The sequence below is a fragment of the Candidatus Frackibacter sp. WG13 genome (genome assembly GCF_900114655.1).
Classification (GTDB): domain Bacteria; phylum Bacillota; class Halanaerobiia; order Halobacteroidales; family Acetohalobiaceae; genus Frackibacter.
Window position 1 is genome coordinate 16860 of the sequence record NZ_FOTT01000021.1, and the last position, 17948, is coordinate 34807.

The following is a 17948-nucleotide window of genomic DNA, read 5'->3' on the forward strand; positions in this document are numbered from 1 at the left end:
GGAGGTAACAGATGTGGAAGGGTATGTAGTTGGAGTTGACTTAGGTGGAACAAAAATACTAACAGCATTGGCGAATTTAGAAGGACGGATTTTAGCTAAAAGCAGGCAACTTACTAAGGCTAAAGAAGGTCCAGAGGCTATAATTAATCAGATAGTTGCAAGCATAGAAGAGGTGACTGGTAAAGCTAATATAGATAATAGTAAAATTAGGGCTGTTGGTGTTGGTTGTCCAGGACCTTTAAATGTAGAAAAAGGTATTATTTACAATACCCCTAACCTTAATTTGAAGAATGTTAATATTAAAGAAGCATTAGAGGCTAAGTTAACAGCGCCAGTCTTTATTGAAAATGATGCTAATGCTGCGGCTTTAGGAGAAAAGTGGTTTGGTGCCGGACAAGAAAGAGATAATCTTATATATATAACAATCAGCACTGGAATTGGCGGTGGGATTATTATTAATCGTCGCTTATATCACGGAGCAAATGATAGTGCTGGTGAGATTGGTCATATAGTGATAGATCCTACGTTAGATGTAGAATGTGGTTGTGGAGATCAAGGCTGTTGGGAAGCAATAGCATCAGGAACTGCAATCGGTCGTCTAGGTAGAGAAGCGATAAAGCAAGGAAAGCAGTCAAAGATGACTGACTTAGTAAGTGAGATTGAAGAGATAGATGGTGCAACGGTTACTAAGGCTGCTGCTAATGCTGATAAGGTTGCTTTAGGGATTATAGAAAGAGTAACTAATTACTTAGGGATTGGAGTAGCTAATTTGGTTAATATCTTAAATCCAGAGATGGTCATTATTGGTGGTGGAGTTACCAAAGCAGGTAAGATGATATTAGAGCCAATTAGAGAAATAGTAGCCGAACGAGCTTTAGATGCTCCAGCAGGTGTAGTTGAAATTGTTTCCGCTGAATTAGGCGATGATGTAGGAGTTATAGGCGCTATTGCTAAGGCTTTAGTTGAAATTGGAGTTTTGCTTTAAAACGGCTTGAAAATTAGAAGAACTATTAAAAAATGAATAATCCTTACTCCCTTTTCATAAATATTAATCAGATTTAGTTAATTCTGATTTAGGAGGTTTAAAGATGGAAAGAAGAGTAGGGATTATTTTAATTGGTCTATTAGTATTATTGCTTATGAATAGTACAATTATAAACAGTCAAGAATATCTTTTTCAAATGGATGATCCACAAGGTGATGAATATGGCCCTGGTACTTATATATATCCTACTAATCAACAGTTTGCTCCTTTTGAAGGTCTATTTGACCTATTAAGATTTGGTATTAAAGAAGAAAGATCAAACTATTTATTTACACTAAAGTTTGCTGAAATCACAAATCCTTGGCATGCTAAGTATGGCTTTAGTCATCAATTAATTCAAATCTATATAGATAATGCTGAAGGTGGAGATACTACTGTATTCAAAAGAGGTGCCAATATTAAATTTAGCGAAGAAGCTCCATGGAATAAGCTGATTAAAGTTAATGGCTGGAATATTAAGGTTTATGACTATCAAGATAATCCTAAAGAAGAGAAGCAGGTTAAAGGAGTAGAGGCAAAAGTATTAGATGATGAGCAAACTATTCATATTAAGGTGCCTAAAGATTTAATCGGTGGTTTAAAAGGTGCAGAATACTATGTTTTGATTGGTTCACTAGATGGTTTTAGCTATGATAATTATCGTCCAGTAGTTGAGGAAGTGAGTGAATGGAAGTTTGGTGGAGGTACTAATAGCGATATCGACCCTAATGTTATAGATATTTTAGTACCAGAAGGTAAGAGTCAACGCGAAGTTTTGGGTAACTATAATTTAGAAGATGAAAGCTTGGCTACAGTTTATTCTGTAGGCGGAGGTAGTCAATTATTTAATAAATTATTTGTATTAATAGCTATAGTAGCTATTGCTATCTTAGGCTTTAATATAGTTAAATATAGAAAAGAATTGATTAAAATTGATGAATAGTAATTAAGGCTCTTATATAATTAATCAAGATTTAAAATTTTTGTTAATTTTAAATGTTAGTAATTACCTCTGATAAAATAAGTAATTAGAGAGATAATATAAATAGATTATATAAAATAATATAATAAATTTTAAATCCAAGGAGGTAATTATTAATAATGAGTGAATTTGACAGCGTCAATGTAAATCCAACACCGATAACTACAGGAGAGAACGTGACAATTGAGTATGCTGGTATGCTAAAAGAGGCTGGAGCTGATGAGGTTTATCTTCATGCTGGTGTAGGAGAAAATCAAAATTGGCAGGATGTTAAGACGATTAAGATGAATTGGACTCCACAAGGAACTTGTAAGACGACGGTTAAGTTAAATACTACTCAACGTTTTAATTTCTGTTTTAAAGACTCAGCAGAACATTGGGATAATAATGATGGTAGTAACTGGAGTTATGAGGTTCATAATGGAGACCAATATTAGATTATAGCTTTTATTAATCTTTAAAGCCTTTAATCATGTCACTAGCGGCATGATTAAAGGCTTTTTATTATTAATCAATAATTAAATTGATATAAATGAGGATTGGTATAATTACCAATCCTCATTCTTGTCATTCATAGGTGAACTTATATACGGAGAACTTACATATTCACCAACCCCTAATGGAGAACTTACATAGCCACCTAATGGTGAACTAATATATTCACCTACACCTAGCCCTTGTTCTCCACCCAGTGGAGAACTGCCAGCATTGAAAGTACCATCGGCTTGATAACTACGTTGGAAGATTCCATCAATAGTCATCCATTCCGGGTCATATTTATCTGAAGGTTGATCTCTTGGTGTCCTAAAGTAGTTAGACCGTGCTATTAGATTAAATTCTCCAGATGGTTTTTGAATTCCTAATTCTACTGTATATTGACAATTAGCTGAAGGAACTTTTAGATACCAATTAGTTGCTTCTAAATTTATGTCTACAGTAAAGAAGCTATTTGCATCACAGTGAGGGTAGTTCTTATTAGTGATGTCTAATACTTTCAAAATTGGTTGCCCATCTACTTCAAAGAGCTGATTAATCTCCCAATAGAGATAAACCCAATAGGAATCACGAACTAAAGCAGTAACTCGGTTTTGATTAAAATTTGTATTAAGATCATAATCTGCTAATTCCGGGTAATCATGAGTTGAAAAGAACTCCATATTTGGTGTTATACTTTCAATAGCTGGGGTATTACGATTTAAATTAGTACTCAAATCTTCTGCCACCTCCCAATCAACGGCTAATTTATTATTTCCCTCTTTAAATTCTTTATTCTTCCGTTTTGTATTAAATTTTAAATTACTTTTAGTCTTAGTCTGTTGTGGCATCTCCTGGAATATTTCTTCTTCATTCAATGTTTCCTTAGCTTCCTGGGTTGAGCTTTTACCTTCAGGTTCCCAGAAAAAATGATATAGAATTATCCCCAGGATAGCAACTAGGAATGAATAGATTAAAAAGGTCATAGTTTTTCACCTCGTATTTTCCTAAGCTACGTTTAAATTAATTCTCGTTGCAGCTTTGAGGAAATATTATCTGAACGATAGATGCGATAGTCAATGTCAGGAAAGATATTATCATAGCTCTGTATCTTTCTTAACATATTTAAATTGATATTGTCGTCTTTGATCTCTTGATAAAGGCTTTTAAATCTAGTTATATGCGTCTTAACTCTTTTAACAGCATATTCTACCATAGTTCCTGTCTTCATTATAAATGGCCAATCACTACTTTGGGCTAATAATAATTCTCTAGCTAATTGATTTAAGGCTTCATATTTTAGACCGGTAGCATCAGGATAATCATTAGCTATTTCAACCATCTTCTCAGTGGCCCAATGTAAATGACGATAGGTCCAGTCGTTGCTACCTTCTAACCAAACTTCTCCGTATCCTTTGTGCCCCCAACTAGAGTAAGAAGGTGTAGTTACTTGATTAGTTTTATATTCATTTAAATACTGGCTAGGAGTAATCAAAGATATAGTATCTTGATCATAAGCTATTTTACGAATTAAGAAGTCCAACCACTGAATTCCTTCATACCACCAATGGCCAAATAGTTCGGCATCATAAGGAGCAGTTACTATTGGTTTACGATCCATGTGTTTTGTTAAATAACTGATCTGTTTCTGACGGTTTGAGATAAAATCATCAGCATGGAGTCCAGCTTTATGAGTAGCCCAGTCTGGATTATAAGGTTCTTTATAGTCAGTCTCACCAGTAATACGATAATACTTAATTCCTGTATGCTTTCTAATTCCACTTTGGTGAATATAAGGTTCTACATAATCATAATCAAGGTCATATCCTATATCGCGATAGAATTCTCGATAATCATAATCTCCAGGATAACCTTCCTTAGCACTCCATACCTGCTTGGAAGATTCTAAGTCACGTCCAAAAGCCGCGACTCCATTCGGGGTGTAGATAGGAGCAAAGACTCCATACTTAGGTCTCGTGTCAGCATGTAAGACTCCGTGAGCATCAGTAAAGAAGTACTTAATATCATGTTTAGCTAAAAAACGGTCCTGTCCTGGCTGATAAGCACATTCTGGCAACCACATTCCTGCTGGATTAGTTCCAAAATATTTCTTATAAAGAGTACTAGCTAATTCTACTTGAGCATTAACAGCTTCTGGATAAATATCAAAGAATGGTAGGAAGGCATGAGTAGCGCTAGAGGTAATAACTTCCAGATAGCCTTCATATTGAAACTTTTTAAAAGCATTAACTAGGTTTCTATCATACTTTTCTTCGAATACATATCGTGCTTCTTTAAATAGGTAAGCATATTGTTGGGCCATTTGGTGGTATTCTGGTTGAGTTTTTGTTCTTTCTACTTCTTTGTCAGCTAATTCGATTAGATTGTTAATATGTCGTAAATATCTCTCTTGTAATAGTGGATCAGTTAACATTGATAAGAGTGGTGGAGAAACAGATAATGTTAAATTAAAATCTACTCCGTCTTCTAATAATCCATCAAATACATTAATTAATGGAATATAAGTTTCAGTAATTGCTTCATATAACCATTCTTCCTCCATAATGTCTTCTTTTTCTGGATGCCGAACATAAGGCAAATGTGCGTGTAAAACTAAAGATAAATATCCTTTTTCCAACGTTCCAACCTCCCAATTTTTGATTCTACTTCTATTAATATGATTAAATTTAACGTGACTTATACATGTAGATAGTGAATAAAAATGATTTGATTGGAAATATTAATTTTTGAACCAATTAAAATAAATTTGAATTTAGGAGGGAAATAAAAGTAGATGAAAGTACTGATGGTATCTTGGGAATATCCTCCGGTTAGTGTTGGAGGATTAGCTAGTCATGTCAAAGATTTATCTACTGCCTTAGTTGCAGAAGATGTTGAGATACACTTAATTACACAAGGAGGTGAAGGAGCAGATAATTTTGCTAAAGAAGAAGGGGTGTACGTGTACCGGATTAACAAGCCAGAGATTTCAACACCAGACTTCTTGACTTGGGTGATGCTAGTAAACTTTAATTTTATAGAGATGGCAAATAGCTTATTAAATAAGTATGATTTCGATTTGATTCATATCCATGATTGGTTAGTGGGATTTGCTGGTAAGAGTCTTAAACATGGAAATCATTTGCCGTTAGTGACAACTATTCATGCTACAGAATCAGGAAGAAATCATGGTATATACAATTCTCAACAAAAATATATCAATGATGTAGAGTGGTTAATTGGTTATGAAGCATGGAGAGTTATCTGCTGTAGTCAGTATATGGAAGATGAGATTCATGGTTTATTCCAAACTCCAAGAGATAAGATAGATATCATTAATAATGGAGTAGATTTAGATAATTTTGATGTAACAGCACCTGCAGGTTTCAAAGAGAAGTATACTACAGGGAATCTGGTCTTCTTTATTGGTAGAATGGTGCGAGAGAAAGGAGTACATGTCCTATTAGAGGCTGCACATCAAATCTTATCAGCAGCACCTAATACTCAATTTGTAATTGCCGGAAAAGGGCCGATGCTAGATGAACTCAAAGGACAAGCTCATAATTCTGGAATTGGTGATAAGGTTATTTTTCCGGGATATATTTCTGAGGAGGAGAAGGAATATTTATATCAAGTAGCTGATGTAGCTGTTTTTCCTAGTCTTTATGAACCATTTGGAATTGTTGCTTTAGAAGCTATGGCCAGCAAGACGCCAGTAGTGGTTTCGGGAGTAGGAGGATTGGATGAGATTATAGATGATGGGCAAGATGGTTTAAAAGCTTTACCAGGGAATGCTAATTCATTAGCGGAGAAGATAATTAAGTTATTAACCGATCAACCTTATGCTGATAAGCTACGGTCTAATGGTTATAAGAAGGCTGTAGAAGAGTATAGTTGGCAAGGAATTGCAGGAAAGACCAATGAGGTATATCAACAAGTTTTAGATGAATATCAAACTTCTGAATGGGCACATGTTAAATCAGGGTCTACAATATAATAGTTATAAAGGGGGAATTAATGTGAAGGCCGTAATTATGGCTGGAGGCAAAGGTACAAGGTTAAGACCATTAACTTGTGACTGTCCCAAGCCGATGGTACCGATTATGAATAAACCGGTTATGGAACATATAATTGAATTACTAAAACGTCACCAAATTAGGGATATAGCGGTGACTACTTTTTATTTACCACAGGTTATTGAAGACTATTTTGGAGATGGATCAAAGTTAGGAGTTAATTTGCATTACTATATAGAAGAGAGCCCTTTAGGAACCGCGGGTAGTGTAAAGAATGCAGAAGAATTTTTAGATGAGCCATTTATTGTAATCAGTGGAGATGCTTTGACTGACGTAGATTTAACAGCCGCTGTAGAGTACCATAAGCAAAAAGAATCTGTAGCTACGCTAGTTCTTACTCAAGAAGATATCCCGTTGGAATATGGAGTAGTCATGATTAATGAACGAGGTGCAATTACACAGTTTCTAGAAAAGCCTAGTTGGGGAGAGGTATTTAGTGATACAGTTAATACCGGAATCTATATCTTAGATCCTCATGTTTTTGATTACTATGAACATGGTGTAAAGTTTGATTTTAGCAAAGACTTATTTCCAAAGTTATTAGCAGCTAATGAACCGATGTATGGTCATGTAATGGATAGGTACTGGTGTGATATCGGTAATCTACAACAGTATCGCCAGACACACTATGATATTATCAGCGGTAAAGTCGAAGTAGACATTCCAGGTCAGCAGATAGCTAAGCAGGTTTGGGTTGGGGAGGGAACAGAAATAGCTAATGATGTGCAGTTAGCAGGTCCCCTTTATATAGGAAAGAATTGTACTATTAAGAGTGGAAGCAGTCTACAGAAGTCTATAATTGGAGATAATAATATTATTGAAAGTTCTAGTTCAATAAAGAAGAGTATAATTTGGAACAACTCTTTTATTGGTCAAAAGTCAGAATTAAGAGGTTCTGTAATCTGTGATGGAGTCAACATTAAAGACCATGTCTCTATCTTCGAAGGATCTGCAATTGGAGATGTTACTACAGTTGGCAGGAAGGCGAAGATTAAGCCAAATGTTAAGGTTTGGCCTTATAAGGAGATAGCAGATTCAACTATTTTAAATAAGAGTTTAGTTTGGGAGAGTGAATGGTCACGAACATTATTTGGGAATCAAGGCGTTGTAGGGATTAGCAATATTGAAGTAACGCCAGAATTTGTAGCTAAGCTAGGGACAGCTTACGGAGCAATGTTGGATAACGAAACAATAATTGCAGTTAGCTCTGACACTTATGACATGTCTAAAATGCTAAAACAGGCCATCGCTTCTGGTTTAACATCGGCAGGAGTTACAGTGCAAGATATAGGTGAGATGCCTAGTCCTATAGCTAGATATAGTGTAAGAGATCTAGAGGTCAAAGGAGGTATTCATGTTAGAGCCTGCCAAAGAGAACCACAAAATACTGTAATTGAATTTCTAAATGAATACGGGGTTAATATTTCGCGCAATGAAGAGAAAGGAATCGAAAAAGTATTCTTCAGAGAAGATTTCCAAAGAGCAAGTGTCGATGCAATAGGTGAAATCAAGTGGGTTCCACAGATGGTAGATCTATATTTGGAGAATATATTAGAATCAGTAGATGCTGAAGTAATAGAGGATATGCAATATACAATAGTAGCTGATTATGAAGAAGATAACTTAGATAGTATTCTGATACCATTAATTAATGGGTTGAACTGTAGGTTGATTAAGACAAAGTATGAAACTGAAACTAATAGACCTTTAAGCTTTAAAGAACGATTACAAAAACAAGACTTGATTTTGACTATGGTCGAGGATGAAGAAGTAGATTTAGGAGTAATTTTAGACCATAATGGAGAAGAGGTTACCTTAGTTACAGAAGAAGGTGAATTGATCAATCCCGAGTTAAATGAAGTAATTAGGGCAATAATCAATCTAGAAGATGGAGTAAAAGAACTATTCATTCCAGTTACAGCACCGAGGGTAATTAAAGATATAGCAGCTGAGTATGGTGCTGAAGTGACTTGGACCAAAGCTCAAGCTAAAGACCGCTTGATGAGTATCGTAGATTATGAAAATAAGGTGAATAAAGGGGTAGGACGGTTGCCCTTAGTTAATGATGCACTAGCTTATTTAGTTAAGGTCTTAGAGTTTTTAGCTAGAGAGAATACTAAGTTATCTGAATTAATAGCCGCTATCCCTGAATTCCATAGAGCAGAAGAAGCTATAGAATGTGCCTGGGAGAATAAAGGAAAAGTAATGCGAAACTTAATCCAACAGACGCCACAAGAGAAGATAGAATTAGTAGATGGAGTAAAAGTTCATCATAAAGATGGTTGGACTTTAGTATTGCCAGATTCAGAAGAGCCTATCTTCCATGTTTATACTGAAGCCGATACTCCTGAAAGAGCTACTGCCTTAACAGAAGAGTATACATCGATGATTACTGATTTACAATTAAGATAATCTGCTTAATATTTAGGGAGGAGTTTTAAAAAAAGTCTAGAAGTAACATAGATAGACTAACTATAGATATTAAAGAGCTTAAATTTAAGGAGATGAAACTGATTATTAAGGTAATTTTTCTCACTATTATAATTAATTTGGTTAACTTTTTAGAACGAAGGATGAAGAAGAATAACTTTCGTTATTTATTACGTCCAATCTTAATTGCTCCGCTTGGTGGTTGGATATTAGGAAATCTATCAACTGGAATTAATATTGGGCTTCTTTTAGAATTGATTTGGGGTAGCAATCTGTTTAACTATGATTTTGGGTTGCAGTATGTCAATTTAACAGCGATATTAACAGTTATTCTTACTCTATTAACAGGTAATATTAGTTTTGTAGTTATCCTTACCTTTACCTTAATAATCAGTTATGTATTGCAAGAATTAATAAATAGTTTCAACACAGAAAGGTATAGTTGGTTATTGGAAATAGGAATCTTTTTATTTATTTTTACTATACTGAACTTTGCCCCGATTTTAAAGGAATTTTTAGGTTCAATTCCTGCTCAGTTTTTAGATAAATTAGCTAGAGCAGCTGGATTGTTACCAAGCTTAGGGTTAGGAGTTATTTTAGCCCAAGCCATAATCTCCGGAGAAGCTCGAGGGCAGGTCAAGAATACATATCTCTTAGCACTATTAAGTACTCTATTCTTTTCGCTAAAGTTTATCTACCTAACTCCTTTATTTTTCTTAATAGCTTGGGGACTATTTTATGTTATTTTAAATAGAGTATGGGTTTCAAAGCAGTTTATTAGTTTTATAGTTGGAGGTTTAGTAATTATAGGGACGCCTTTTTTAGTAATGATAACGGGGTCTTTAGTTGATTCACAATTAAAGTTAGTACTATGGTCTGAAGCTTTTCTTTCGCTTTCTACGTTATTACTACTATTTTTTAATACTACTCAATTCGAAATATACTTTTTAATCTTAATTATAGGAGTCAGTTTAGGTAAAGCTGGACTAATATTGTAGGTGGTGATTTAATTGAAGATTGTAGCTGATTTACATACACATACTATCTCTAGTGGACATGCTTATAGTACTCTAGAAGAGATGGTGGCTGGGGCTAAGGAGAATGGTATTCAAATCCTTGGGACTACTGACCATGGGCCATCTATGCCTGGAGGTTGTCATCCTTATTATTTTTATAATTTGCCGATTTTACCCTCTAAGATAGAAGGGGTTAGGGTGTTGAAAGGTGTTGAAACTAATATTACAGATCTATATGGAACTCTCGATTTGCCGATCGCAGCTTTAAGGAAGCTAGATATTGTGTTAGCTGGGATGCATCCTTTAACTGGCTTTGATGGAGGCAGTAAGGCTGAGAATACTAAAGCGATGATTAATGCGATTAAGAATCCTTTGGTTGATGTAATTGTACATCCTGGAAATCCTCAGTTTGAGATTGATGCTAAAGAGGTAGTGAGGAATGCTTTAGAATATGATGTTCTTCTAGAAATTAATAATAGCTCTTTTCGTAAGAGTCGCCAAGGAAGTTATGATAACTGTTTAGAGATAGCTAGACAAGCTAAGGAATGTGGATTAAATTTAATTTTAAGTAGTGATGCTCATTTTTCAAGGGATGTAGGAAGGGTAGATAAAGCAATAGATTTAGTAAAGAAGGTCGGCTTAAGTGAAGATAATATTGTGAATACTTCTTATAAACGAATTAATAAATTTAGCAAAGATAAGGCTGAGATTAAGCAAAGCTTAAAATCCAATCAAGTATAAAATTATTATAAACTTGCAGGACTTATATTAGGATTTATCGAAATTATATTATTAGATATAGTTTTTTAAGTTGTTCTTAGAGATACATAAATTGAAAGATTCTATAATTAAATTTTAAGCACAATTAATGAGGAGGAAACTAATGATGAAGAGAGTAATGCAGTTATTGGTTATATCTGTTTTGTTAGTAACATTAACTTCTGTAGCTTTTGCAACAGTAAATGATATCAATGCGGGCTTATCTTATTATAGCCAAGGCAAATTAAAGAAGGCCAAAGTTCAGTTTAAAGATGCATTAAAATCTCCAGAATATAAAGTAGAGGCTTATACTAATTTAGGTTTAATTGCTAGAAAACAGGGGAATATTGACGAAGCTATTAATTATTACCAAAAGGCATTAAATTTAAATGCAGACCTTGTTGTTGCCCATATTGGATTAGGTGATCTTTATTTAATGAAAGATAATTATGAGGATGCTATTGCTGAATATAAATTAGCAAATGATATGACATCACACTTTATTGTTGACCAAAAACTAGGAATTGCTAATTATAAACAAGGTACTTATCAGAAAGCAGTTGACTACTTTAAAAAAGTGATTAATGATCATAAATGGGCTTATCCAAGTTACTACTATTTAGGTGCTACGTATCGTAAGTTAGGTAGTGTGGAGAAAGCGGCTAGTAACCTTCAAATAGCAATTAAAAGAAACCCTACTTATGTTAGAGCTTACTTAGGATTAGGTGACCTGTATTTGGAACAAGGTCAAAGATTAGAGGCTTTAAAGTCATATCAAAATGCAGTCCGTTCAAATAAAACCTACTATTTGAGTTGGTTTAAACTAGCTCATGCTTATGCGGAGTTAGAAAGAGTAGAAGATGCTAAGGAGAGCCTGGAGAGAACTCTTCATTTGAACCCAGACTTTCAAGAAGCAAGACAGATCTTGAATAAGTTAGAGCAGATGTAATCTCAAAATTTCAGATCATATATTAAATCTACAGTCATTAATGACTGTAGATTTTTTTGTATATCCATCTTTTCTTTAGGAAAGATTATTAATATTAAGAGTTAGGATTAAAATATATTTTGAGGTGCTAATAATGAGAAGAGAATTGGTTGTAATTATATTAGTAATGCTAACTATAATAACTGGATGTTCAGGGCAGGAGAAGGTTCCAGGGCAGGAGGATAGACCTAGTGAGGAAGTTCCTCAAACTGATGAGTATAGTAGTCCTACTGGACCAGATAAGTTAGAAGAGCAGACAGAAAGATCGATAGATGAAAGTGATGATTTTACCGAAGGAGATAGATTAGATGGTCAAGACCAAAAGTTAACTTATCAGGCGGATATTAAGGTTATATTGGATGAAAACTGTATTAACTGTCATAAAAAAGAGTCGGTAGTAGGCAAGAAGAATAAATTTAGTAATTATCAAGAGGTTAGGAGATTTGTGAAGCCTAATCAGCCAGAAAAAAGTAAATTAATTATTTCTATTCAGGATGATAATTCAATGCGTAAGTATATTAGTATCGAAGAGATTAATACTATTGAAGCATGGGTAGAAGCAGGAGCACCTAAATAGAAGGGGGCTTATTCATTGCGATTATTGGCAGATTATCATACTCATACTAATTATGGTCACGGTACTGGACAGATTGAAAAGAATATCCAACAAGCCATAAATATAGGCCTAGAGGAGTTAGCTATTACTGAACATGGGCCAGCAAGCCATAGTATTAGAAGACTAGGAGTTAGAGATAGTGCTCAATTATTAGAAATCAAAGAAGAAGCGAAGGCTTTTGACCATGAATTTGAAGAAATTAATATCTTAGCAGGGGTAGAGGCTAATGTGATTAGCCTAGATGGTAGGTTAGATGTTCCAGAATTCATACTAAAAGAATTAGATATAGTTTTAGCAGGCTTACATTTATGGGTCAAACCTCAAGACTGGGATACGGGTAAGAGATTGATTTTTGATAATTTAATTGGTAGCAAGATAGGATTGACTGCTCTGGAAGATGTTCGTTATTATAATACTCAAGCTTTAATAAGAGCTGTACAGAACTATGACATCGATATAGTTACTCATCCGGGATTTCAACTGGATATTGATACGATTGAGTTAGCTAAAGTGTGTAAAGAAAATGGCACTCTTTTAGAAATTAATAATAGCCACCATCAGTTAACAGTTGATTTCATAAATGTAGCAGTATCAACAGGAGCAAAGTTTGTGGTAAATAGTGATGCCCATACTTCAGAAGAGATTGGCAAGGTAGATGCTGCTTTAGATTTGATTAGAGATGCTAATATTAATTTAGAACAGGTCATTAATGTGGTATAGGTTTAGAATAGATTATTAATAACTACCACCTTTTTACATGGCATGGTATTTGCTATTAAGATTAAAAGGTGATATGATTTATATGAGGTGGTAATATGAAAGAGATCAATTTTGTAATTATTACCGGCATGTCAGGAGCAGGAAAGACAGAAGCGATTAGAGTATTTGAAGATTTAGGTTTTTTCTGTGTTGATAATCTGCCTCCGGCTTTAATTTCAAAGTTTGCTGAGTTATGTTTGCAATCCGAAGGCAAGGTAAGTAAAGTAGCTTTGGTAATAGATATTAGAGGTGGAGATTTCTTTGATGCTCTATTTGAAGAGCTACAGGCTTTAGAAGACCAGAATGTTGATTATAAAATTTTATTCTTAGAAGCGGCAACTGAGTCATTAATCCAAAGGTATAAAGAGACAAGAAGACGTCATCCTTTAGCAAAAGAAGGTAGGGTTTTAGATGCAATTAAGGCTGAAAGAACAAAATTAGAGTCATTGCGTGGTAAAGCAGATAAGATAATAGATACTTCACAGCTATCGACTAAAGGTTTGAAGAAGGAAATAAAGGCTAATTTTTCAAAGATAGAACTAAATACTAAGATTAATATTTCAGTAATCTCTTTCGGTTTTAAGTACGGGATGCCATTAGATGCTGATTTAGCTTTTGATGTTCGTTTCCTGCCGAATCCACACTATGTTAATTCATTGCAGCCTTTAACTGGCAATGATAAAGAGGTTCAGGATTATGTTCTGAAGTGGCCGGTTACTAAAAAGTTTAAAAATAAATTCTTTGATTTAATAGAATTCTTAATTCCACAATATATTAAAGAAGGTAAGGCTCATCTATCGATTGCAATTGGTTGTACCGGTGGCAAACATCGTTCAGTTACTTTTGCAAATAAATTATCTAAATTTTTACGGAGAGAGCAGTATCATGTAATTACAGAGCACCGAGATATAGAGAAAGATATTTAGGGGTTGACGCTTATGAAGATTTTTAAATGGTTATATCCAGGACTAAAGATAAAGCGATGGTTATTCTTATCGATTGTAGGTATTTTACTAATTAGTGTCGGTCTTACAGTAGCGATAGGATTTGAATTTTTGACGGTATTAGAGAATGAGTTATTAGCTTTAATTTATGATTTAACTGGTCATTTTTCACAAGTGTTTAATGTTGTAGTTGGGGCATTAATTATTGTCATAGGTATTATCTGTGTTATTTACGGAATTAGTAAAATGATTAATTCGATTATTGAAGCTTTATTACCTGACAATGAAGAAGAATTAGTAGAGTTGGTCTACCAACAAAGACATCTGAAGAGAGGGCCAAAGATTGTTGTTATTGGTGGAGGAACTGGATTGCCTACTATGTTACGTGGTATCAAGGAGTTCACTAGTAATATTACAGCAGTTGTAACGGTAGCTGATGATGGTGGAAGTTCTGGGGTTTTAAGAGATGAATTGGATATCTTACCTCCTGGGGATATTCGCAACTGCTTGGTAGCATTGGCTGATACAGAGGTTTTAATGGAAAGTTTATTTCAATATAGATTTGATACAGGTGAAGAATTAAATGGTCATAGCTTTGGTAATCTATTTATAGCTACGATGACTAAAGTGATCGGTGATTTTGAAGAAGCAATTAAGGAATCAAGTAAAGTTTTAGCGATTAGAGGTCGTGTATTGCCATCAACTTTAGAAGATGTAGTCTTATTTGCTGAAACCGAAGATGGTGAAGTAATTAAGGGAGAATCAAAGATTCCAGAAGTTAATAAAAGAATTAAACGAGTCTTTCTTGAACCTGGCGATTGTGATTCACTACCAGAAGTGATTAAGGAGATTGAAGAAGCAGATGCAGTCGTCTTAGGACCAGGAAGTCTTTATACAAGTGTTATTCCTAACTTATTGGTTTCAGAAATAAGTGAGGCAATTAAAAGAACTGATGCTTTAAAGATATATAATTGTAATGTGATGACTCAACCTGGAGAAACAACAGGTTATACGGCCGCCGATCATATTCAGGCTTTATATGACCATGGTGGATCAGAAATAGTAGACTATATACTTGTTAATAATGAGGGAATTTCTGCGGAATTATTAGAAAAGTATCAAGAAGAGGGAGCAGAACCAGTAGAAGTAGATTTTGGTCGTCTAGAAGAGTTAGGGATTAATGTCGTACAAGCACCGTTATTAAACAAAGAAGATTTGGTTAGACATAATCCGCATAAATTAGCAGAAGTAATTATTAAGTTAATTATAAAATTAAAGCAGAATACAGAGCAGGGACCATTAATAGATTTATATTTGAGGAATAAGTTTAAAAAAGATAGGTGATAGGGAATGTCATTTAGTGATCAGGTAAAGAATGAAGTAGCTAGAATAAATCCAGAAGATGAGTGTTGTGGTTGGGCTGAGCTTTCAGCCTTAGTTAGGCTAAATGGATCTTTGGAGATAGTTAGAAAAAGGTTAGCCTTAAAGATAGTTTCTCAGAATGCAGCAGTAGCTAGAAAGATATATAGATTACTTAAGGAGAAGTTTAATTTCTTTACCAAGATAATAGTTCGTCGGTCTATGTATCTTTCTAAAGAGAATTACTATGTTATTAAGTTGCCTCCTCAAAATGGAGTCAAAGATTTACTAGTTAACTGTGGTTTAATTGAAGATAATTATGAGTTAAACTATAAAATTAGTGATCAATTGGTTACAAAACGCTGTTGTCAGAAAGCGTATATTAAAGGGACTTTCTTAGGTAGTGGTTCAGTTAATGATCCTAGTGGTGATTATCATTTAGAAATTAGGGTCCATAGTTATGATTATGCTGAAGAGTTTGCTAATTTAGTTAAGGAAAAGTTTGAATTAGAATTTAAGATTCGAAGTAAAGGTGACGATTACATGCTTTATTTAAAGAGTGCCGATGAAATTGTAAAGATTCTAAATATTATTGGTGCTCATTCAGCACTTTTAGAATTTGAAAATGCGCGGGTTTTAAAAGAGGTAAGAAATCAGGTAAATCGGATCGTTAATTGTGAAACTGCCAATTTGAATAAGACTATAGAAGCGGCACGTAAGCAGATTGAGAATATTAAGTTAATTGAAAGAATTAAAGGTTTGGATTCATTGTCAGCGAGTTTACAAGAGATAGCTAAATTAAGATTAGAGAATCCTTATGCTAGTTTAAAGGAATTAGGGCAGTTATTAGAACCAACGCTAAGTAAATCAGGAGTTAATCACCGTTTAAGGCGCATTAATAAGATGGCTAAACAGATTAAGAAAGATAAATTTAGTTAGACAAGGAGTTGATTGTTGTGAAGTTAGCTCCCACAATTAATTTAGAACAGAAGCAGGAGTTAATTATGACTCCTAAGTTACAGCAAGCAATTGAGTTATTACAATTGTCTAAATTAGAATTAAATAATCGTTTAGAAGAAGAGTTGTTAGAAAATCCTGTTTTGGAATTGGTAGAAGAAGAGATTGAAGAAGTGGAGACGGCTGATGAAGATGAGTTTGAAGATCTAAATTGGGAAGAGTATTTTGTTGATTCAAGTTCTAATTATACTACCTATAATCAAGATGAAGATGAATATAATTATGAGAACTTTATTTCTGCCTCAATAACTTTAGAAGAACATTTAATCAATCAATTACAACTATTAAACTTAACAGACCAAGAGATTCAAATTGGAGAATATATTATTGGTTCCTTAAATAGCGATGGGTTTTTAGATGTTTCCATCAATGAACTTTCTAAAGAGTTAGAGGTAGAGGAGGAAAAAGTTTTAATTCTTTTAAATAAAATTCAGCAGTTCGACCCGCTAGGAGTAGCAGCTAGAAATTTAGAAGATTCCTTATTAATTCAAGTAGATAATTTACTTTTGGGAAAGAAGAGAAAATTAATAAAGATGATTATTAATGATTATTTTGAGCTACTAAGTAAGAATAAGGTAAAGAAAATAGCTAAAGAGTTAAAGATTACTCCTCAGCAAAGTCAGAAGTTAGTTGATTTTATTAAAACTTTGAATCCAAGACCAGCTAGTCAATTTGAACGCCAAGGAGAGACTAAATATATTGAACCTGATCTATTAGTAGAGAAGGTTAATAACAATTATGTAGTAACTATGAATCAGAGTAATGCTCCGCGATTAAGAATAAATTCTTATTATCAGAAGTTATTAAGAAAATTCAAGTCCGATAAAGAGGCTAAAGAATATCTTAAAGAAAAGATAGATTCAGCATTATGGTTAATTAAAAGTATTGAACAAAGAAGAATGACTATCTATCGCATTGCACAGGTGATTGTTGAACTACAAAGAGAGTTCTTAGAAAAAGGCTTAAAACATTTAAAGCCGATGACTATGCAAGATGTAGCTGATGAGATAGATATGCATGAGTCAACTGTTAGTAGAGCTACTACTCAAAAGTATATTCAAACACCTCATGGTTTGTTTGAACTTAAATTTTTCTTTTCATCAGGAGTTAAAGCTAAAGGCGGAAGATCACTTTCGTCAGTTAGTATTAAGAAGATAATTGAAGAGATAATTAATAATGAAGATGTAACTAAACCATTAAGTGACCAAAAGATAGCTAATAAGTTAGGTGATTTAGGTACTAAAGTTTCGCGGAGAACAGTAGCTAAATATCGTAATGAATTGGGGATAAAATCCTCTACAAAGCGAAAGAGGTATGAATGATAAAAAAGCAAAATTGCACTTAAGTGCAATTTTGCCTTTTGTAACAAAAATTCCTGCTTAAATTATCATTTTCTGTTAGGTCAATATATTATTTAATGAATTTTAGAAAATTAGACTTTTTTGCAGGAAATTAAACATCAGTATAGAATAAATCTAAGTAAAGAATAATTAATTGAATCTCA

16 protein-coding genes are annotated in these 17948 nt (G+C 33.9%); 14 read left to right on the forward strand and 2 right to left on the reverse strand.

The genetic code is table 11. The features are described from left to right. Positions 1-13 precede the first annotated feature (13 nt). The 3 genes from BM077_RS10670 to BM077_RS10680 all read left to right on the forward strand — a co-directional run bounded on the left by BM077_RS10670 (position 14) and on the right by BM077_RS10680 (position 2443). Positions 14-985: an ROK family protein gene (locus BM077_RS10670; RefSeq protein WP_089750205.1), complete on the forward strand. Its 972-nt coding sequence runs from the start codon at positions 14-16 to the stop codon at positions 983-985. Positions 986-1088: 103 nt separating this feature from the next. Continuing rightward, positions 1089-1967: a glucodextranase DOMON-like domain-containing protein gene (locus BM077_RS10675; protein ID WP_089750203.1), complete on the forward strand. Its 879-nt coding sequence runs from the start codon at positions 1089-1091 to the stop codon at positions 1965-1967. Between the two features lie 158 nt (positions 1968-2125). Then, on the forward strand, positions 2126-2443 hold the full coding sequence (locus BM077_RS10680; protein WP_089750201.1) for a carbohydrate-binding protein: 318 nt from the start codon (positions 2126-2128) through the stop codon (positions 2441-2443). Between the two features lie 111 nt (positions 2444-2554). On the opposite strand, the gene BM077_RS10685 is transcribed toward BM077_RS10680, so the two are convergent. Together BM077_RS10685 and BM077_RS10690 are read right to left on the reverse strand one after the other, a co-directional pair. After that, positions 2555-3466 carry a DUF4912 domain-containing protein gene (locus BM077_RS10685; protein WP_089750199.1) on the reverse strand — a complete coding sequence of 304 codons (912 nt, stop codon included), beginning with the start codon at positions 3464-3466 and terminating at the stop codon, positions 2555-2557. Positions 3467-3498: 32 nt separating this feature from the next. Then, positions 3499-5118: a glycoside hydrolase family 57 protein gene (locus tag BM077_RS10690; RefSeq protein WP_089750197.1), complete on the reverse strand. Its 1620-nt coding sequence runs from the start codon at positions 5116-5118 to the stop codon at positions 3499-3501. 156 nt (positions 5119-5274) lie between these two features. Between BM077_RS10690 and BM077_RS10695 the strand changes: the two genes are divergently transcribed. The 11 genes from BM077_RS10695 (at position 5275) to rpoN (ending at position 17766) form a co-directional block, all read left to right on the forward strand. After that, complete coding sequence (locus tag BM077_RS10695; RefSeq protein WP_089750195.1) at positions 5275-6477, forward strand: glycosyltransferase family 4 protein; 1203 nt, start codon at positions 5275-5277, stop codon at positions 6475-6477. A 22-nt stretch (positions 6478-6499) separates the two neighbouring features. After that, entirely contained in the window at positions 6500-8968 is a 2469-nt protein-coding gene (locus BM077_RS10700) for a sugar phosphate nucleotidyltransferase (protein ID WP_176941706.1), read from the forward strand. Positions 8969-9060: 92 nt separating this feature from the next. Further along, the gene (locus BM077_RS10705; RefSeq protein WP_090003534.1) at positions 9061-9984 is read left to right on the forward strand and encodes a hypothetical protein; all 924 of its coding nucleotides are present in this window, start codon (positions 9061-9063) and stop codon (positions 9982-9984) included. A gap of 12 nt (positions 9985-9996) precedes the next feature. Then, positions 9997-10743: a phosphatase gene (locus BM077_RS10710; RefSeq protein WP_089750189.1), complete on the forward strand. Its 747-nt coding sequence runs from the start codon at positions 9997-9999 to the stop codon at positions 10741-10743. Between the two features lie 142 nt (positions 10744-10885). Next, positions 10886-11710: a tetratricopeptide repeat protein gene (locus BM077_RS10715; RefSeq protein WP_176941705.1), complete on the forward strand. Its 825-nt coding sequence runs from the start codon at positions 10886-10888 to the stop codon at positions 11708-11710. Positions 11711-11843: 133 nt separating this feature from the next. Beyond that, on the forward strand, positions 11844-12326 hold the full coding sequence (locus BM077_RS10720) for a hypothetical protein (protein WP_089750183.1): 483 nt from the start codon (positions 11844-11846) through the stop codon (positions 12324-12326). A gap of 15 nt (positions 12327-12341) precedes the next feature. Then, positions 12342-13085, forward strand: a complete 744-nt coding sequence (locus BM077_RS10725; RefSeq protein WP_089750182.1) for a PHP domain-containing protein — start codon at positions 12342-12344, stop codon at positions 13083-13085. 95 nt (positions 13086-13180) lie between these two features. After that, a complete protein-coding gene (gene rapZ / locus BM077_RS10730; protein WP_089750180.1) occupies positions 13181-14050 on the forward strand; it encodes an RNase adapter RapZ in 870 nt (289 codons plus the stop codon). Between the two features lie 12 nt (positions 14051-14062). After that, positions 14063-15412 (forward strand): gluconeogenesis factor YvcK family protein, encoded by a 1350-nt coding sequence (locus BM077_RS10735; protein WP_089750178.1) that lies wholly within the window; start codon positions 14063-14065, stop codon positions 15410-15412. 6 nt (positions 15413-15418) lie between these two features. Continuing rightward, positions 15419-16366 (forward strand): DNA-binding protein WhiA, encoded by a 948-nt coding sequence (gene whiA, locus BM077_RS10740; RefSeq protein ID WP_089750177.1) that lies wholly within the window; start codon positions 15419-15421, stop codon positions 16364-16366. A gap of 17 nt (positions 16367-16383) precedes the next feature. Beyond that, entirely contained in the window at positions 16384-17766 is a 1383-nt protein-coding gene (gene rpoN / locus BM077_RS10745; protein WP_089750175.1) for an RNA polymerase factor sigma-54, read from the forward strand. The last annotated feature ends 182 nt before the right edge of the window (positions 17767-17948 follow it).

Coding starts and splice junctions, on each gene's coding strand:
- BM077_RS10695 (WP_089750195.1), top strand. CDS start 5,275: ATGAAAGTACTGATGGTATCTTGGGAATATCCTCCGGTTAGTGTTGGA.
- BM077_RS10735 (WP_089750178.1), top strand. CDS start 14,063: ATGAAGATTTTTAAATGGTTATATCCAGGACTAAAGATAAAGCGATGG.
- BM077_RS10675 (WP_089750203.1), top strand. CDS start 1,089: ATGGAAAGAAGAGTAGGGATTATTTTAATTGGTCTATTAGTATTATTG.
- whiA (WP_089750177.1), top strand. CDS start 15,419: ATGTCATTTAGTGATCAGGTAAAGAATGAAGTAGCTAGAATAAATCCA.
- rapZ (WP_089750180.1), top strand. CDS start 13,181: ATGAAAGAGATCAATTTTGTAATTATTACCGGCATGTCAGGAGCAGGA.
- BM077_RS10680 (WP_089750201.1), top strand. CDS start 2,126: ATGAGTGAATTTGACAGCGTCAATGTAAATCCAACACCGATAACTACA.
- BM077_RS10720 (WP_089750183.1), top strand. CDS start 11,844: ATGAGAAGAGAATTGGTTGTAATTATATTAGTAATGCTAACTATAATA.
- BM077_RS10705 (WP_090003534.1), top strand. CDS start 9,061: ATGAAACTGATTATTAAGGTAATTTTTCTCACTATTATAATTAATTTG.
- BM077_RS10715 (WP_176941705.1), top strand. CDS start 10,886: ATGATGAAGAGAGTAATGCAGTTATTGGTTATATCTGTTTTGTTAGTA.
- BM077_RS10685 (WP_089750199.1), bottom strand. CDS start 3,466: ATGACCTTTTTAATCTATTCATTCCTAGTTGCTATCCTGGGGATAATT.